At 33.7% G+C, this 16,175-nt stretch carries 21 protein-coding genes; all 21 read right to left on the bottom strand.

The window, feature by feature from the left end:
* Nucleotides 1–28: 28 nt before the first annotated feature.
* The 21 genes from ACJRPK_RS16235 to ACJRPK_RS16335 all read right to left on the bottom strand — a co-directional run bounded on the left by ACJRPK_RS16235 (nt 29) and on the right by ACJRPK_RS16335 (nt 16,168).
* Entirely contained in the window at nt 29–883 is an 855-nt protein-coding gene (locus ACJRPK_RS16235) for a helix-turn-helix domain-containing protein (protein ID WP_407141465.1), read from the bottom strand.
* 84 nt (nt 884–967) lie between these two features.
* Nucleotides 968–1,525, bottom strand: a complete 558-nt coding sequence (locus ACJRPK_RS16240; RefSeq protein WP_407141466.1) for a GNAT family N-acetyltransferase — start codon at nt 1,523–1,525, stop codon at nt 968–970.
* A 66-nt stretch (nt 1,526–1,591) separates the two neighbouring features.
* Complete coding sequence (locus ACJRPK_RS16245) at nt 1,592–2,005, bottom strand: hypothetical protein (RefSeq protein ID WP_407141467.1); 414 nt, start codon at nt 2,003–2,005, stop codon at nt 1,592–1,594.
* An 11-nt stretch (nt 2,006–2,016) separates the two neighbouring features.
* Nucleotides 2,017–2,733, bottom strand: coding sequence for an aspartate/glutamate racemase family protein (locus ACJRPK_RS16250; protein WP_407141468.1), 717 nt, complete (start codon nt 2,731–2,733; stop codon nt 2,017–2,019).
* A gap of 531 nt (nt 2,734–3,264) precedes the next feature.
* Complete coding sequence (locus ACJRPK_RS16255; protein WP_407141469.1) at nt 3,265–3,795, bottom strand: hypothetical protein; 531 nt, start codon at nt 3,793–3,795, stop codon at nt 3,265–3,267.
* A gap of 217 nt (nt 3,796–4,012) precedes the next feature.
* On the bottom strand, nt 4,013–4,660 hold the full coding sequence (locus tag ACJRPK_RS16260) for a hypothetical protein (RefSeq protein ID WP_407141470.1): 648 nt from the start codon (nt 4,658–4,660) through the stop codon (nt 4,013–4,015).
* Between the two features lie 262 nt (nt 4,661–4,922).
* A complete protein-coding gene (locus ACJRPK_RS16265) occupies nt 4,923–5,591 on the bottom strand; it encodes a DUF4145 domain-containing protein (protein WP_407141471.1) in 669 nt (222 codons plus the stop codon).
* 237 nt (nt 5,592–5,828) lie between these two features.
* Complete coding sequence (gene lepB, locus ACJRPK_RS16270) at nt 5,829–6,506, bottom strand: signal peptidase I (RefSeq protein ID WP_407141472.1); 678 nt, start codon at nt 6,504–6,506, stop codon at nt 5,829–5,831.
* Nucleotides 6,507–6,738: 232 nt separating this feature from the next.
* Nucleotides 6,739–7,317 (bottom strand): hypothetical protein, encoded by a 579-nt coding sequence (locus ACJRPK_RS16275; protein WP_407141473.1) that lies wholly within the window; start codon nt 7,315–7,317, stop codon nt 6,739–6,741.
* A gap of 262 nt (nt 7,318–7,579) precedes the next feature.
* A complete protein-coding gene (locus ACJRPK_RS16280) occupies nt 7,580–8,545 on the bottom strand; it encodes an NADAR family protein (RefSeq protein WP_407141474.1) in 966 nt (321 codons plus the stop codon).
* 179 nt (nt 8,546–8,724) lie between these two features.
* Nucleotides 8,725–9,084, bottom strand: a complete 360-nt coding sequence (locus ACJRPK_RS16285; protein WP_407141475.1) for a hypothetical protein — start codon at nt 9,082–9,084, stop codon at nt 8,725–8,727.
* A 92-nt stretch (nt 9,085–9,176) separates the two neighbouring features.
* Nucleotides 9,177–9,566 carry a hypothetical protein gene (locus tag ACJRPK_RS16290; protein WP_407141476.1) on the bottom strand — a complete coding sequence of 130 codons (390 nt, stop codon included), beginning with the start codon at nt 9,564–9,566 and terminating at the stop codon, nt 9,177–9,179.
* Nucleotides 9,567–9,854: 288 nt separating this feature from the next.
* Nucleotides 9,855–10,124: a hypothetical protein gene (locus ACJRPK_RS16295; protein ID WP_407141477.1), complete on the bottom strand. Its 270-nt coding sequence runs from the start codon at nt 10,122–10,124 to the stop codon at nt 9,855–9,857.
* Between the two features lie 324 nt (nt 10,125–10,448).
* On the bottom strand, nt 10,449–10,763 hold the full coding sequence (locus ACJRPK_RS16300) for a type II toxin-antitoxin system RelE/ParE family toxin (RefSeq protein ID WP_407141478.1): 315 nt from the start codon (nt 10,761–10,763) through the stop codon (nt 10,449–10,451).
* Nucleotides 10,745–10,987: a hypothetical protein gene (locus ACJRPK_RS16305; RefSeq protein ID WP_407141479.1), complete on the bottom strand. Its 243-nt coding sequence runs from the start codon at nt 10,985–10,987 to the stop codon at nt 10,745–10,747. Before ACJRPK_RS16305 ends, ACJRPK_RS16300 begins: the two co-directional genes overlap by 19 nt.
* A 238-nt stretch (nt 10,988–11,225) precedes the next feature.
* Nucleotides 11,226–11,786, bottom strand: coding sequence for a hypothetical protein (locus ACJRPK_RS16310; protein ID WP_407141480.1), 561 nt, complete (start codon nt 11,784–11,786; stop codon nt 11,226–11,228).
* Between the two features lie 377 nt (nt 11,787–12,163).
* On the bottom strand, nt 12,164–12,691 hold the full coding sequence (locus tag ACJRPK_RS16315; RefSeq protein WP_407141481.1) for a DUF6933 domain-containing protein: 528 nt from the start codon (nt 12,689–12,691) through the stop codon (nt 12,164–12,166).
* Between the two features lie 189 nt (nt 12,692–12,880).
* Complete coding sequence (locus ACJRPK_RS16320) at nt 12,881–14,077, bottom strand: threonine aldolase family protein (RefSeq protein WP_407141482.1); 1,197 nt, start codon at nt 14,075–14,077, stop codon at nt 12,881–12,883.
* A gap of 172 nt (nt 14,078–14,249) precedes the next feature.
* Nucleotides 14,250–15,089, bottom strand: coding sequence for a hypothetical protein (locus ACJRPK_RS16325; protein WP_407141483.1), 840 nt, complete (start codon nt 15,087–15,089; stop codon nt 14,250–14,252).
* Between the two features lie 321 nt (nt 15,090–15,410).
* Nucleotides 15,411–16,010 (bottom strand): hypothetical protein, encoded by a 600-nt coding sequence (locus ACJRPK_RS16330; protein ID WP_407141484.1) that lies wholly within the window; start codon nt 16,008–16,010, stop codon nt 15,411–15,413.
* A 5-nt stretch (nt 16,011–16,015) separates the two neighbouring features.
* Entirely contained in the window at nt 16,016–16,168 is a 153-nt protein-coding gene (locus ACJRPK_RS16335) for an RNA polymerase sigma factor (protein ID WP_407141485.1), read from the bottom strand.
* Between the last annotated feature and the right edge of the window lie 7 nt (nt 16,169–16,175).

Consider the following 16,175-nt stretch of genomic DNA (forward strand, 5'->3'; position numbering starts at 1 on the left):
AGAACAGGGGAGGAGTAGGCAGAATTTCCTAAGGTGTTGTCAATTTGTCCTGAAACGTATTTTTTTTGAAGTCTGAAGGGGAAGAACCTTCATTTTTTTTGAAGAAACGGCTAAAGGATTGGATATCCTCATAGCCAAGATCATAGGCAATTTCTTTTATAGAGTGATCGGTATAACGAAGCAGACGTCTAGCTTCTAGCATGATACGATCTTGTATAAAATGCAGCGGAGTTTTTGTATTCAATTTTGAGAAGAGGTTCGATATCGTCTTTGGAGATTTATTGAGCAAGGCTGCATATTCGGCTACGGTATGTTTTGATTTAAAGTGTTTTTCGACTAGAAAATTAAATTCGCGCACAAGATCTACATGATGATCGGCGAGTGCTTCATAATTATGTTGGTCCTTGTACATACGAGTACATAGGATGAGTAACCGTTTTAAGAGAATTTGTAACATCTCAAGTTGCAAATCATCTTCGGGTTCGGTGCTTAACTCGCTTTCAAACACTTCCCATAGTCCGGAGAATTTTTTAACCTGATGCTGGGGCAGATCAAGAACAGGTAATTGAGAAGCACCAAAGAATAAGATCCCCTTACAGCTCACTTCGCTATCATGATCGAGAATACAATAAAAACTTCGGTTAAATTGAATCATACGCAGCGCTCCGAGGGTATTGATCGTTACCTTATGAAATTCGGTCAGACATATGATTTGATTTTTTTTGAATTGATACAACCTTCCGTCAATAGTAAGCTCAGTAGCAACATTTAAACACCAAAGCAGGGTAAGACAGCTCTCTTTGGGCTCCTTGAGGAGGTAGCAATTAGATGCGTCAATGGTAGTAATATTTAAGTATTCATTCGTCTTACCTTGATAGTGCATGCATAAAGTTTTTATAAGGGTGTAGTCTGTTTTTTCCGCAGGACATTACATAACAAGATGGCTATTTTTTAAGACTTAAAATTGTTATGTGCTTTCCTTCTGTACACTATACAACATGATTTCTTCCTTGTCATCGGGAAGTGTGATATACTTTTTGAACCGAAGTCCTAACTTCTCGATAAGCCGTTGCGAGCCTATGTTTTCTTTATCGGTGATTGCGTGCAGTTCCTGAAGATTAAAACGAGTAAAAGCCTGTTTTTTCAATTCATTTGCAGCTTCGTAGGCATAGCCTTTACCTTCATACTGTGGTAAAAAGGCAAACCCAATATCAATACCACCCAGTCCCTCACGGTCGTACAGACCACAATTGCCTAGTTTTAACTGATCATCTTTTCGGATCACTGTGTAATTGGAAAAGTCATAATGTGCCAGCTGCGCACGCATACGTTCGGTAATATATTTTTCGGCTTGCTCGATGGTGCGAAGGTTACGATCCCCAATAAACTGAATCCATTTGGGCGAATTAAATAATTCTAAGATAAAGGGAGCATCCTCCAGCTCGGTAAGTCGTAAGATGAGACGTTCGGTTTCAAAAGTTGGGTACTGTGACATGGTTGTTTCTAGTATTGCTGCTGGTCTCAAATATCGTGAATTCTACGATACGGCTAAACGACGAGTCATTGTTTTTGTGTTTTCAGTAAGAGCAGACTATTCAAAAGGGAGGAGGTCAGGTGTCAAAAAGCTTTTTTTGGCTGCGTCACAGGTGTAGATGTCGAAGCTATAATGACAGCTCATGAGCTCTTTAAAATTTGTTTCTAGTCTCGGAAATTCACATAGCAAACCCTCAAAAGTATTGGTAGTTGATTTTTGAATAAAGTGATGTACTGCTTTGATGGCAGCTTGCGTAAGGGTAGCGTTATATTTATCGGAAGCTCCCAGATGTTGCACATAGCGTTGTAACTGTTGAGAAACTATACTTTCGGCTGGTGTTACCCCGTCTCGTTGAATGTACAGGTATGCCAGACGCAGATGTGCTTCGTGTGTAAAAAGTGTCGGATCCAGTTTACAGCTGCTAAATTGTTGCAGGAATTGTGTATCAGAGAGTTCTGTATGTTTTTTCATCGTTTAGCTATTTACGCATCCTTAGTACTCAATTCATCCTGCAGCGCAAAGTCCACCGCGCTTTCTGCATGGATTCTGGTGGTATCAAACACCGGAATGCTTACATCGTCTGCGCTAATCAATAACGGAATCTCAGTACAGCCCAAGATGACACCTTCTGCTCCGTTGGCCGCAGCCTCCTGAATGATTCGTTGGTATACATTTCTGGAGTTGGTTGTGATATTACCATGTACAAGTTCCCGGTATATGATCTCATGTACACTATTTCTGTCGGCTTCATTCGGAATACTAACCTCGATACCGAAATCCTGCGTAAGGATAGTTTTGTAAAAGTCCTTTTCCATCGTAAACTTAGTCCCTAATAACAGCACCTTAGTAAGCTTCTTTTTTTTGATCTTTTCGCCTGTGGCTTCGGCTATATGTAGCAAGGGAATGTTGATGTTTTTACTAATTGCTGAACTGCACAAGTGCATGGTATTGGTGCATAGCACGATGATATCGGCTTTGGCTTTTTCTAAATTGACTGCACTCTCAACCATCAAAGCATTGAGGGCGCTCCAATCGTTGGCATGTTGCAAGGCTTCGATCTCGGCAAAGTTAACCGAATCCATGACGCATCTGGCCGAGTGGAATCCACCTAATAGCTCTCGCACTCTTTGATTGATAATTTCGTAGTATACCTGTGAGGACTCCCAGCTCATTCCGCCAATTAGACCAATCTTTTTCATCGCTTATGTATTTTTGAGTGTTGAATTCTTGCCTGCCTAAGCTACGATTTTTTTTGATTATTTAGACAAGCGTAACGTTGGCGTGGAGAGATTATTGAGAGGATCGAAAGGTAATTACATTATAGTCGCTTAAATAACATAGCTGATATGGGGATAGTACCTACTATTTCTGAAGGTTAAACAGAGATTTCCATACTCTAAGTACCTATTTCTGTACATCAAACTGAAATTTCGGCAGGTGAAGACGCTATTTCTGTACCTAAAGCTGACATTGCGTCACCTCAAGAAGACATTTCCGTCCTGTGAGACGCTATTTCTTTACCCAAAGACGACATTGCGGCAGGTGAAGATGGTATTGCTGTACTCAAAGATGACATTGCGGCAGTTGAAGACGCTGTTGCTGTACTTAAAGATGACATTGCTTCACCTCAAGTACGAATTGTTTTACCTAAAGACGGTATTGTTGTATTTGAAGAGGATGTTCGTTCTTTTGGTGGTTGTGGTGGGGGTTGGTGTTTGGGAAGCGGATTCTTAGTATTTTATTTTTTCTAAGTTTACTTTTTTATCATATTCATACAGAATTCTATCAGATTCAGAAAATGGGATTTGAAACAAATCGCATACTTCTCTTAAATGGTTCAAATAATCGAAATACTGAACAATATTGTCATTTAAATTAGTTTTCAATTTAAGTGCTGTTCCAAAAATTACTCTATAAACTCTTTGGTCAATAATTTGATAGATATTTGGATTTTTGAACCGCAATATTGTTGAAGCCATTGGTAAACGGATTCCTCTTGTTTTGAGTAGAAGCATTAGAATTTCTTCGGTCAGACTAGGATCTATAAATTCAGCATTGCGGTCGATTTTATTGATTAAGTTCAATATTTCATTATCTAATTTAGCATAACGGTTAATTTTCCACAACACTATTTCATTTATCAACTCTAGGTTAAACTCAGATTTTACATTATCCAATTTTTTTGTTAGTTCTGGTTGAAAATTATATTCCAAGTTCAGAAGCTCATCAGTAGATGGATTTAAATCGTGTATTTTTTTCATTGTATTTGTGAGTAAAATTAGTAGAACAATAGATGTATAAAACGTTACGTATGAAAGAATGCTAACTTTTTGGATAAATACAGAGCCGAATTTTTATATTTTTACTTATCAATTCTTAAGACCAAATTAAAAAGATTGGAGGTCTTTGCAAATAAACAACAACCTTTTGATTAAACACCAATAGCCCTATTTGCTATATATAGTGTTAGTACCTTTTTTAACTAGTTTGTTTGAATTCATAGATTAGAATTTTTTCATCATCTATTGCGTAATCACAACCATTTTTATAGATGTCTAAGTAGTTGGATAAATCGACATCACTATTAATTAATCCAGAAAGAAGTGCATTTACTAGTTCGCTATCTGAAGCTATATTGTAAAGGACTTCTTTTAAAGCAAATACCCGTTTGTCATTGTCAATGTTTTCTATGACGAAATCTCCAACTTCTTCATACAACATTGTGTTGGTATCTGTCTCTCTAGCTTTGTAAAGCTCATCTCTGTCTTTAACAAATAGAAATTGAGTAGAGTCAATTATCTCTTTCAGTTTTGTAGAATCAGGTGAAAGGTCGATAATCTTTCGTTTTTCTCTCAAGTCATTTATTACCCAATCTTTTACATTACCTTCGCTCTTCTTCTCATCACTGAAGGCATATTTTATGTTTTCGTATATTGAGATGTCAAAGTATTTTGTGATTTCCGCAATGAATTCGTCAAATTTAGGAGTGTATCCTTCCAAAAGGGTTTCCATTAATAAAGCTGAAAAATGAAAACTGTCAAATTCTTTTTTTTCTTCGCAGAAATCGCACCAATCATTAAGCAGTTCGTTATCAAAAGAAGCTGTGTACATTGTTTTACTTTTCAATTGGTTACAACACTGTTTTATAATCGCCTTAAATAACTAAATCTTTTGATAAACGGACTAAAAGTAACGAACAGTTTACCAATTGGGGTGGGTGTGTTGGTTATACTTGCAACTAAGCTACATAATTATTTTTAAATGTGGGAAATTATATTGGATGGATTGTACAACGGTGGAGTTGGGAGGGGATGGAGATGGAGTAGTATATGTTTAGGTTATGAGTTAAAGAAAGGATTTATATAGGATATAATGTCACCAAGCGTTTTTATTTATCACTTTTGATTTGACTTTTTCTCAATTCCGCAGCTTTTTTTAGTTTTCCTTTACGAACGAAAAGCTGATACATAGCATCCTTGATTAGTTCAAGTAGTATTTCTGCTCTCACAGAAGATAAATTTGGAAGATGGGGATGTGCTCCATCGTGACCATCAATTATTATTTGTTTTAATATTTCAAAAGTCTCATTATCAATTTGTGCTATTTCCTTCATTTCATTTAGTTGGTGCTGTACTTTGCTTTTTCCTTGAGCACCAATTTTATTCGCGCTTGATTGAATTGTACGACGACACATTGCCGCAAATGCATTAAAAGATGAATTGGAATAACAATTTAAAGCTTCCTTAAAATCTTCTACGACTTCATCCGGAATGAATTCAAAATCGAATTCAATTGTTGGTTTTTCAATTTCTGTAGGATCATCATAGAAGTTTATTGAAGTATTTGTGTGAGATGATATTTCAAATTTCAAAAAAATTGGCTCAGAACAAGAAGCACATTGAAAACACATTCCTACTCGATTTGGTCTAAATCTTTTTAGAGTTTTATAATCTGGAGGAGAGATCAGAATTAAATTAGTAGACTTCCCACAATGAGGACAGTCTAAATTAAATGTCTCATCGAAAAGAGCTTGATTTGAAGTATGATGTAATGTCATTTATAATATGTTTGCCAACAATTATATAATCCCTTAGTAACTATATTTCTCTTATTTATAAACTAAAAAGCAACTAAAGATAACCAAGTGAGGTTAGTATGTTGGTTTTACTTGCAACTAAGCTACATAATTAATTTTAAATGTAGGAAATTTTATTGGATGGATTGTATGTGGTGGAGTTGGGAGGTGAAATCCGTTTCTATTTTGGGACGGTACCGTCTATTCGATAGAGATATATTACATTCGAATTACTGTACCAACAATATTTGATTCGTCTATAAATCCGATATATCTAGAATCTTCTGAATTGTGACGATTGTCACCAATCACAAAACACTTTCCTTCTGGAACTGTTAGTGGTCCGAAATTGTCCCTATTCCAATCTTTATTATATTTTTTTACAATTGTCTGATCGACTCTATTTTTAGATTCAATCTGTATTTTTGATGTTAATCCATATTGTTGTACCATTTTATTAATTAAAAGGATGAAAATTTTATCATTTGTCCGATAAGCAATATCTTTTTCGTTAATTAAGTTTTTATCTAGTAATTTTTTGAACTCATCTGGTTCAAGAATATAGAAGTGTTTCAAATCCATGCTCTCATCAATATTCTTTTCATTTAAGTACAGAACTCCATTTTTAATCTCAATAAGATCACCTGATTTCCCTAACAGACGATGAACTCTTATGTGCTTACCCAATTTTTCGTTTTTATATTCATAACAAATAAAATCACCATTGTTAAAATCAATTAGATTGGAAACAAAAATTTTAGAATTAATTTTCAACCCAGGCTCATTTGCAGTAGTTGGTATATTGTATATTTTCAACATATCCGTTTGCCCGAGTACAATATAAACTCCGAATAAAATTCCAACAATTATTAGTGCTATTTTCAGCTTACTCTTCATAATGTGCTTCAACAATTAAAATAGTCACCTTTGGCAACCCAATTTTCAATATTTACAAACCAAACGGCCACACCTGGTTACAAATCAGGTTAGGTGTTTATTATACTTAGAACTAAGCTACATAATTAATTTTAAATGCGGGAAATTTTGTTGGATTGATTGTATATGCTAGCGTGAGAGGTGCACTCCGTTTCTATTTTGGGAGCGGAGATGACTATTCGATTGTGTGCAGTTATTTTTTGTGTTTTGGGTTGATTCCATTCAGTTTGGCACTTGCAAATTGATAACCGAAAACAGAGTCCATTAAATAACTTTCTATTCCAGTTTCAGGAATTAAGTTATTGTAAAGCTCAAAATTCTCTATTATTTTGGTCAGAACTTCTTTTTCCATAATAAACTCTACTTTATATCTAAATGTCGATTCTGTTATCTCGTTAACGTCATTCAAGTAATAAGTTATTTGATTAGGAACTTCTGAATACATAAAATCATTTGCTAAATCGATATCAGATGTGTAGGCTGTTTCAGTTATTGCTTTAGGTTCGTAGTGGTATTTGATTATTGGACCACCATAATAACCAGAACCTGGGTAATCAAGATGACCTTTAGTATTGTAGAATTCCAATCGCTTTGTCCGACCAATAGAGTCAACCAACTCTTTCACATAGTTTTTTCCTTTAATTTCATTTATGTTGAATTCAATTAGTTCTATTGAGCTTGCCGTAAACTTTATTTCGTGATATCTAATATCATCTACTCTGGTTTTAGTGCAAGAAGTCAATATTATAAATATGATTAAAATTCTTTTCACAAAGTTTTTTTTAAGACACACAACAACTATATATAATCACCATTAGTATCTATATTTCTCAGATACATAATAAAAAAAGCAAAACAGGTTACTAATCGGGGTGGGTGTGTTGATTATACTTGCAACTAAGCTACATAATTAATTTTAAATGCGAGATATTTTGTTGGATGGATTGTATAACGGTGGAGTTTGGAGGGGGTAGAGATGGAGTATTGTATATTTAGGTTATGAGGAAGGGAAAGGGTTTATATAGGATATAGTTTTAGCCTTTTATTATTTCTTCTTTATTTTTAATGTAATCCTCTCTTTCCCAATATCCATTTTTATAGTTGTTTTCTAAAAATTCTTGCCTTAATTCAGTTAGAGCAATTCCCAACCAATTAGTTCCCTTCCATTTAAGTATGTTTTTAGCATCTATGTCATCAGCTGTTAAGCCGATTCCCCAAGTTTTATCTGTAGGAATAGCTTCAACTAGTGTCTTTCCTTTTGTTGATAGCAAAAGTTTTAAATAATCTGCGTTTTGTTCAAACTTTGCCTTGTTTCCTTTATATACTATATCTATAGCATTTTCATTCCATATTTCTAAATCAAAATTCTTAACCTCTCGACCTAATTTTTTTTGTTCACGAACATTTTTGGAAGCCATTATTTTCTCTGTAATTTCTTTGTTATCAAATAATTTAGCTTTTCCGTACATCATATATTGTTCCGCACTATTAAAAGTCAAACCATCTATTTGAAATTCTGATTTGTTCCATTGAGAAAATGGATGTTTAGTTTCATAAAAAAAGTAATACTCCTCTTCCAAACAATTTGGTTTATACCATCCAATATCTCCACCTGATAAGCCAAATTCAACAAACTTTGGATTAAAGTAACCTTTTTCAACTGATTTAAGAGGAAAGTCAGGATAATCTATCAAACAAGTTCTTTCATCATTTGAAATGTTGAAACCTCTTCCCAAGTGTTTTTTCAGAATCTCTGGTTGTCTTTCAGTACTGTTTATAAAGATTTTTAGTTGTTCAATGAATTCATTTTTACAATTCAAGAATTCCTCATCAAATACTATTTCATGCAAACTAGCATGCATTTCTCCACCACACAATTGTGCTCCACCTAATGTATTCTGATAGTATTTAAATTTCATTTTTGTAATTGCAGGTAACTTTTCGGCTATGGTTAGTATGGGAATTAAAAGTATTGAACTTTTGATTAAGCACTTAGCCAAAACTTTTTATTTTGTTTTATCTTTTTTGTTAAACGTCAAAACTTTGTTTTGGCGTTGCGTGTCCAAAGAACAGGACTTTCATTTATCACTAATTGCCCTATTGCCTATGCACCTTGTTGAACTAAACCTAAAGATATCTTTTTGATTATAATTTTATTACCAGCTTTTTTATAATTCAGTTATAAACCAAAGAAAAATTTAAAATAACTGTCATTGGGTTTTATAATCGATTCTTTCTTTAAAAACATGAATTTTTCACCTCCGTTTTTTCTATAAACACTCAATTCGGTTCCGTTTTTAATTAAAGAATCACCTATCATGATTGATTTACTTTCAAGTTGTTCCAGGTAAAAAAAGTCCTCTTTTGCGTAATATACTTTAGTTCCGCGTCCTTCCTTAATATCCAAAATAACTCCGCCCATTTTTTTGTCAAAAAACTTAACCTTATTACTATAATATTCTTTTTTCGAGTTATAAATAAGAGCAAAAAAAATCAGAATAATTATAATTTTCCATACTCTTTTAATTCCGAATTTCATATGCCTAAATTGCTGGTAACGGTAAATAAAACAAACGTTGTCGTCCCGAAGGGCAACTATGATTTGTTATATAGTGTTATGTGTATTTTCAATTATTTGTAATATGTAATTGTTCTTTCGATAACCTTTTCTGTATCGGAGGAAGAATCAGTCTCTTTCCTAAATATCCAATTTTTATTTTTGTCATATTTGTAAACAATTTTACATTCAAATTGCAATTTATTGTCCTTTTCTTCATATTTCACCATCTTTTCAATATCTCCAGAAGAGTTATAAGTAAAAGTCTCAGAAGATGTATGATATTGATTATAAAAAATACGTTTATACTTCTGACCTTTTGAATTATAAAATACCTTATGTCTTTGGATCAGACTTCCATCTCCATAAAGAATTTCTGTGGTGATGGAATTGTCATTTTCATCATATGTAATAATATATATTTGTTCAATATTTAGTACTTCTTTTTCTTTAAAAAAAGTCATTTTTACTTTGTCTTTACCATAATCAAATTTAATATTACCTAAAACACCTCCTTCAAATGAAATTGGAAGTCCTTTTTCCTCGTCCCATTTATAAACCCCTTTTATGTAACCGTCAGATACTCTTTTGTGGTATTCTCTGATTCCATCCTGATAATTAAAAGTTGTTGGGTAATAGATATCTTCTTCATAAGCAGTAATAATATCTACTAAATTTCCTTTTGAGTTAAAATTAAATATACTGTTCTTATATCCTCCATATAAATCTATGTATAAGCTTGATAACTTATCTTATTCGTTCTCTCCATTAACTTTTGAAATACTATATGCAGATTGTTTAATCGTTTGAACTTTTTCTTTTAGATTATGACTAAACCAATCCGTAACTTTTTCAGTGGAGCTAGCTTCTCCAAGTTTATTAAAATGAGATCCAAAAGTCAAATGGGGGTCAATTTCTATAAATTTCTGACAATGAACATTGTTAATGAATACTGTAAAAATTAAGCATTTTTGAAATAGCAAATAAAAACTTAGATATTTATTTTTTTTAGAGTTACTCATAAGTTCTTTTAATCTCAATTATTCGTTAAAATAGGTTATACATAACAATTAAATATAATCACTCCTAGTAACCATATCTCTCTTATATAAATACCAAAAAGCAACACAGTTACAAATCGGGGTGGGTGTGTTGGTTTTACTTGTAACTAAACTACATAATTAATTTTAATACGGGAAATTTTGTTCGATGGATTGTATAGCGGTAGTGTTGGGAGGGGTTGTGGAGCGATATAGTAAAGCACGAACAATGTTTGATCCGGTTTAGACGACAGGATAGTGTCACTTGGTCTTACTAGCTGTATGAGTAGTAGTTAGTATGAAACGTTAATTTTTATTTTTTAAAATCTGTAATAGCTTTGCTGGGTCTTGACGATTATCCCAAAATGCAGTGATTATTATTTCCTCATCAGTAACTTTGTAGAAAATACTGAAATTTCCCAAGGATGCCACTCTCGTATCTTTAAAATCAGCTGATTTGTATATTAAAGGTGTTTCCTTAATTTGTTTAGTTCTCTCCGCAACCAGCTTTATCAGCTTTTTGGAGTAGGTTTTGGATTTGTTTCGCTTAAACCAGTATTCAAGAATCCCTACATATTGAATGTCAGCTGTCCGAGTCCATCTTACAATTCGTTTAGCCATTCAAGATTTCGTTTGTCCATTGCTTCTTGAGATATCAACCTCCCATTTTTAATGTCCGCTTCGCTCATTTCAAGCATTTGTTTTTGTTCAGTAGTTAACTCCACAACATCAGTATCTGCAGAACTTGACGAAATCAGATGATCAAGTGCTAATAGAAAATCTTTATTCTTTATTGCTAATATCTTATCAATTAATTCACTTCGTATTTTATCAACTGTCGCCATTTTTTAAATCTTTAACTTTTTAAATATCCGAAATTTTGATTGTCTTTCCTAATGCTTCAGAGCAATTATATAATCACCTTTGTTAACTATACCTCTCTTATATAAATGCCATTTAGTTAACCAATTGTTATCTACCGGTGTCGACTAAACTTATAACTAAGCTACATAATTAATTTTAAATGTGGGAATTTTGTTGGATGGATTGTATAATGGTGGAGTTGGGAGGGATTTTATCGTACTAATCGATCTCTTCAAAAACCTCGATACTTTCTGACCCAAATGGTGGAGGGACTAAGTGAGCATGCATCACATTCGATAGGTTTCCTGATATTTTTTCTATGGTATAGGAGGATTCCTGAACTTCTGAAACTACCTCTATAGCATAGTGGTTTTTATATTCGCGAATAATCATGGTGTCCTCAAAATCAGTTATGTCGATGGATCCAACTTCAGGGCTTTTATTGATTGCTTCCAAAACAAATTGAGTATTCAATTTTGTTTCGTTCGTTTCTTTGTAAAATGGAATGTTCTTATTGTTACTATCATCAATTCCGTTGGATACAGAACTATACACAGTTGTTTTTTCTAAAATAGTTACTATCACATCAGTGTAAAAAATGGTCTCGATTGGAAGATATGTTATTGGATTACTGAAATAAACATACACTTCGTTACCATTGGTCGTTACTTTAATCTTGGCAAAATTTTGAACACTTGCGCTGTCATCAACTAAATCTAGTGCCAGTTGCACCACAGCATCTTTTCCGAGTCGTATGATTGCTTCAGTTTCTTTATTCATTTTAATGTCTTGAGAGAGGCAAGAAGTAGGATCTAACAGTAATAATAGCAGAAGTAGTATTTTGAATATCTTAATCATTGATCTATTATGAACGTTTACAATCCCACATACGAATTGTAGGAACTATGCATCTTTTGCATACATACTCTAATAACACATCTTACTAAGGGACGGTCAATACATTAGTTATACTTGTGACTAAGCTACACAATTAATTTTAACAAACACATTTTAAAGGATCATTTTAAAAGGCGTAGTCCGAATATCTTGTGGAGTGGTACATATGAATATAAGCAATTATCGATCTGATTTAATCACCGGGATATTGTTGATTTGTAGTATTAACCGTGTGAATTTTTAGCTGTTTTACAGTGTTTTCATTTTGCTAATATTTTTTTCATTTCTTTAATTGAATTAGTATAGTCAGACATTTTTCGACCTTTACCTATGTGAATAGAACTTGTATTAATTTTATTAGTTAACTCTTTGATTGGCATATTCTCTACGCTTCCAAAATCATATTTCCACCAATCCAATTCATAAAGTCTTTGATTTTGAAATGCCGTAGTACTTCGATCATTATCTGTAGGTAAGAAATCTAGGCCACCAATAATTGACTGTAGCTGTTTAAAATCCGTCATTATTCCATCATAAATTAATTGAGTATACAACGAATTTAGAAATATAGAATCAATATTTTTTAGATCACCAGCTCTTAAATCTGTCAAGATTACATTATACTTTGTAATTCCGTTAGTGAGTAACCAGCATTTTTTTCGATCTACATAGAAAATCGTTGCGTTCCACTTTCCAAGTTTTCCATATTCAGTATTTTGGTCAGTTGAAATCAGTTTTTTGATTAACTTTTCAAGTTTTTTAGTGGTATGTATTTTAGTTCGTATCAATGATGTAAGACTTTATAAAGCAGGTTTGTATCAGAGTAAAAAGTTACACAGTAATTATTAAATTTACGTGGTTTTATTTCTTAATAAACCTATGAAAATTTAGCAACATTGGAAAAGGATGATCACTAGATTATTTTTTGATCTTCTGGTAGTGTTAGCGTTAGTTACTATGTTATATAGTAAATTCTTTTATTGCCTTGCCATGTCAACACCTTCTTTCCATGCGCTGATAATTTCTTTTATATCCCGTGTGAGGATGCTTTCGTTCACTGTAAACTTAATGATACCTTTCTGGTTTGCTCTTCCTAACCAAATAGTATGTTCCTTATTAAGAAATACGGCTAGTTTTTTTAGATTGATTCTTGCTGCTAGTTTTAAGTCGTAAATGTTCGTTCCGTTTTTTATTTTAGTGATCGTTATACCTTCTAACTTATTTAGTTCAGAAATCAAAACGTTAGCAGTGGACACTACCTTTTTCCAACGCTGGTCTATACCGTCCAAATAATGCGAAGCAACCGCTGTATTGTTCCAATTTTGGAAAACGGTGCCTCCGTGAATTTTAATTTGATGCGCAATTTTATCAATTAGTGCAGCATCACCACAGAGGATAGCACCCCCGGTAGCGTTCAAATATTTATATAACGAAATATAAACGGTATCAAAATAAGAGGCATACTCCGTAAGGGAAACCTTAGTATATGTAGCAGCTAAGTGGATACGAGCTCCATCCAGATGTAATTTATATCCATTCTCCTTGCAATATGTGGATAGCTCTTTGATGGTTTCTATTGGTACGGTCGTTCCATCTGCACGACGTATTGGATTTTCAATAGCGACAGTTCCAATTCCACTTTTAAATACTTCGTTTTCGTTTAGATAACTCAAAGTTTCTTTTAAATCACTGAGATCAAAATACGCTTTTCCTTTTCCGATTGGAACGAGTCTTTTGCCATGAACGCTTTGTGCAGCATCGGCTTCATCTCTATAAATATGAGAATTTTCGGGAACAAGTACTTTTGTATTATCCTCGCTAAGTAATTTAATCGCTAGTTGATTCGCCATGGTGCCGGTAGGTAAGTAGATAGCTTTTTCTTTTCCTGTTAGTTTTGCGAAGGTATCTTCTAAGGCTTTTGTTGCACCACCATTACCATAAAAGTCAGGTTCAATTGGATGTGTTTTGTTTATTTCGTTGAGTTTTTCCAGATATTCTTGCGGAGAAAATGCTAATCCATCATATACAAAATTGACAGGAGATTTATTGTTATTTTGAGGTGTAGAAGGTGAAGTATTACTCAAAGATATTGTGGGTAAGAAGAATGGTAGCGTTGATAATCCACATTTTTTTAAAAAGTCACGTCTTTGATTATTTTCTACTAGTTTTTTCATGGTTGGTTTCTATGTGCTATTGAATAATATCCGGGTGTTGTTTTAAGATAATCACGAATGATGGTATAGAAGTGTTTATAATGTAGGATGTTACTAAGCTACACAATTAATTTAATATGCTGGATAATTAAAATTGGTCAGAGCGCATGTTTTTCTGCTAGTGCTTTTTATATCAGTTATTATGCTTCGTCTTGTGTTCGACCAATTCTAAGAGGGTTTTGCTTCCATCGATGTTGGTGTAGTCCAATTTTACAAATCCATATATTGGATTAAAGTAGGCCGTCAAAGCTGTTTTTCCGAGGCTACTGGTTGCTTCAGCTTCAATCACAAAACAATCGATAGTACCCAACGCAGTTTCCAGGGTTTTGGTGGCTGTTATTTCATAATTCATTTTGTTTTCAATTTCACCTTCCCATAGTTTCCATCGCTTGTCTGCCCATTGGTCACCGATTTTCAGTTGCCAAGTCCATTTGGTTCCAACCGCATACGGCGCTTTTATATACGGAAAAGGATTCAACTCCAAAATTCTGAAATATTTATCCCGCGGTGGGTGAATCCAAACATTCTTTTCATTTTCGATCGCCCCGGACATGGAGTATCCTTTTTCGTTTCCATTTTTATAGATCAGGGCAGTCTGGTTATAGTCGGGCTTGTATTTTACCAGCGGGTTTCCGTTCGCTACCCTAATCGTAACATGGTGGATAGTGGTTGAGTCACTAGGATTATCAGGAACAAATTCCCAGTTTTTGCGATCCTCACTGATTTTAAAATAGCTGGTTTTGTTATCCGGTGTTGTATGTTCAAATTTATATTTAAAACTACTACCCACGGTATAAATGATGTTGTTGTGATTATATCTATTTTGATTAACTACGGTCGAATCAAATTTTTCGACTAGAATTCCGTCGTCATCTTCCACAAGCTTGTAGTTTATTTTGGTTTGCTCACCGGTAGATTGACAATATGCGCTGGTTATAACGAGTGATGAAATAATAAAATGCAGTAGTTTCATAAAGTTAGGTTTTAAGGATTTTTAACTGTAATCAAAAAGTTGATCTAACTAAAAAATAAGTTTATATCAAATGGTTAATATTTAAGCTATAAAATTTCGTTGTGAAGTAGGTTTATGTTTAAAAGCATTGCTAAGGTACTTTTTTTATTTAATTCTTGGAAGGTAGATCGATGATCGAGGCTATGCGTTGTATGGTAAATTGATATTTCTGTGGTAGGCGTACTTAAGGATAAGTGATCTTATCAACAATCAATATAAATTTATAAAACCTTATCCTCTCAGAGTAATCAAAAGGATAAGGTAATTGAATTATCAGCAGTTTTATTCTTCCTCCAAACTGCGTAGGATATCTTCTGCAGCAGTGGTGGTGCTTTGATACTTTTTATATACCCATTTGGCAAAAAAATAGAACAAAGGTATTGCTGCAGGAGCGATCCAGATCCAGTCTTTGTCTTCTGTGATAATATCAACGCCACTTAGTAACTTTCCCATCACTGGCAGTATGACCAATATCAAAAAGAAACTTAGATAGTAAGTGATTCTCTGCAACTTCATGAATCGATGTTTACTTTTTAGGTAAGAAACTATCGCTTCTTTATAGGTAGCTTTACTAATTTGAATACTACGTAATTGTTGCAAGGAGCGTAGGGATAAGATTGGGAGAATCAAACATGCCAGTGCGGTAAGCCCGCCCGAGAGTTGCAAATACCAGGTGTCGAGCTTGCTAAAATTACTTGCTATAAAAAAAACAGTAGCAAAACAAATTACGGCTCCGATAATTTCGGGGATGGATATGGCTTGCAATTTTGAGGTATAGCGTTGTTGTGTCATTTGTACGATCATTTTGTCTGTTAATACTTTTTGAGCTTCGAGCTGTTGTGACATATCGCTCCACAAGGATTTCATTTCGTCAAGTTCCATACTTTTTATTTTTTGAATGATTTTTTTAATTGTTGTTTGATTCTCATGATCCGGGTACCGATATTAGTTATCGTAAAGCCTGTTATTTCGGCAATTTCTTTATGGCTTTTATCTTCAAGAAATAAGAGTATAATCCCACGATCTACTACATTGAGCATCTTTATA

Source organism: Aquimarina sp. 2-A2, from assembly GCF_045505135.1.
GTDB lineage: Bacteria > Bacteroidota > Bacteroidia > Flavobacteriales > Flavobacteriaceae > Aquimarina > Aquimarina intermedia.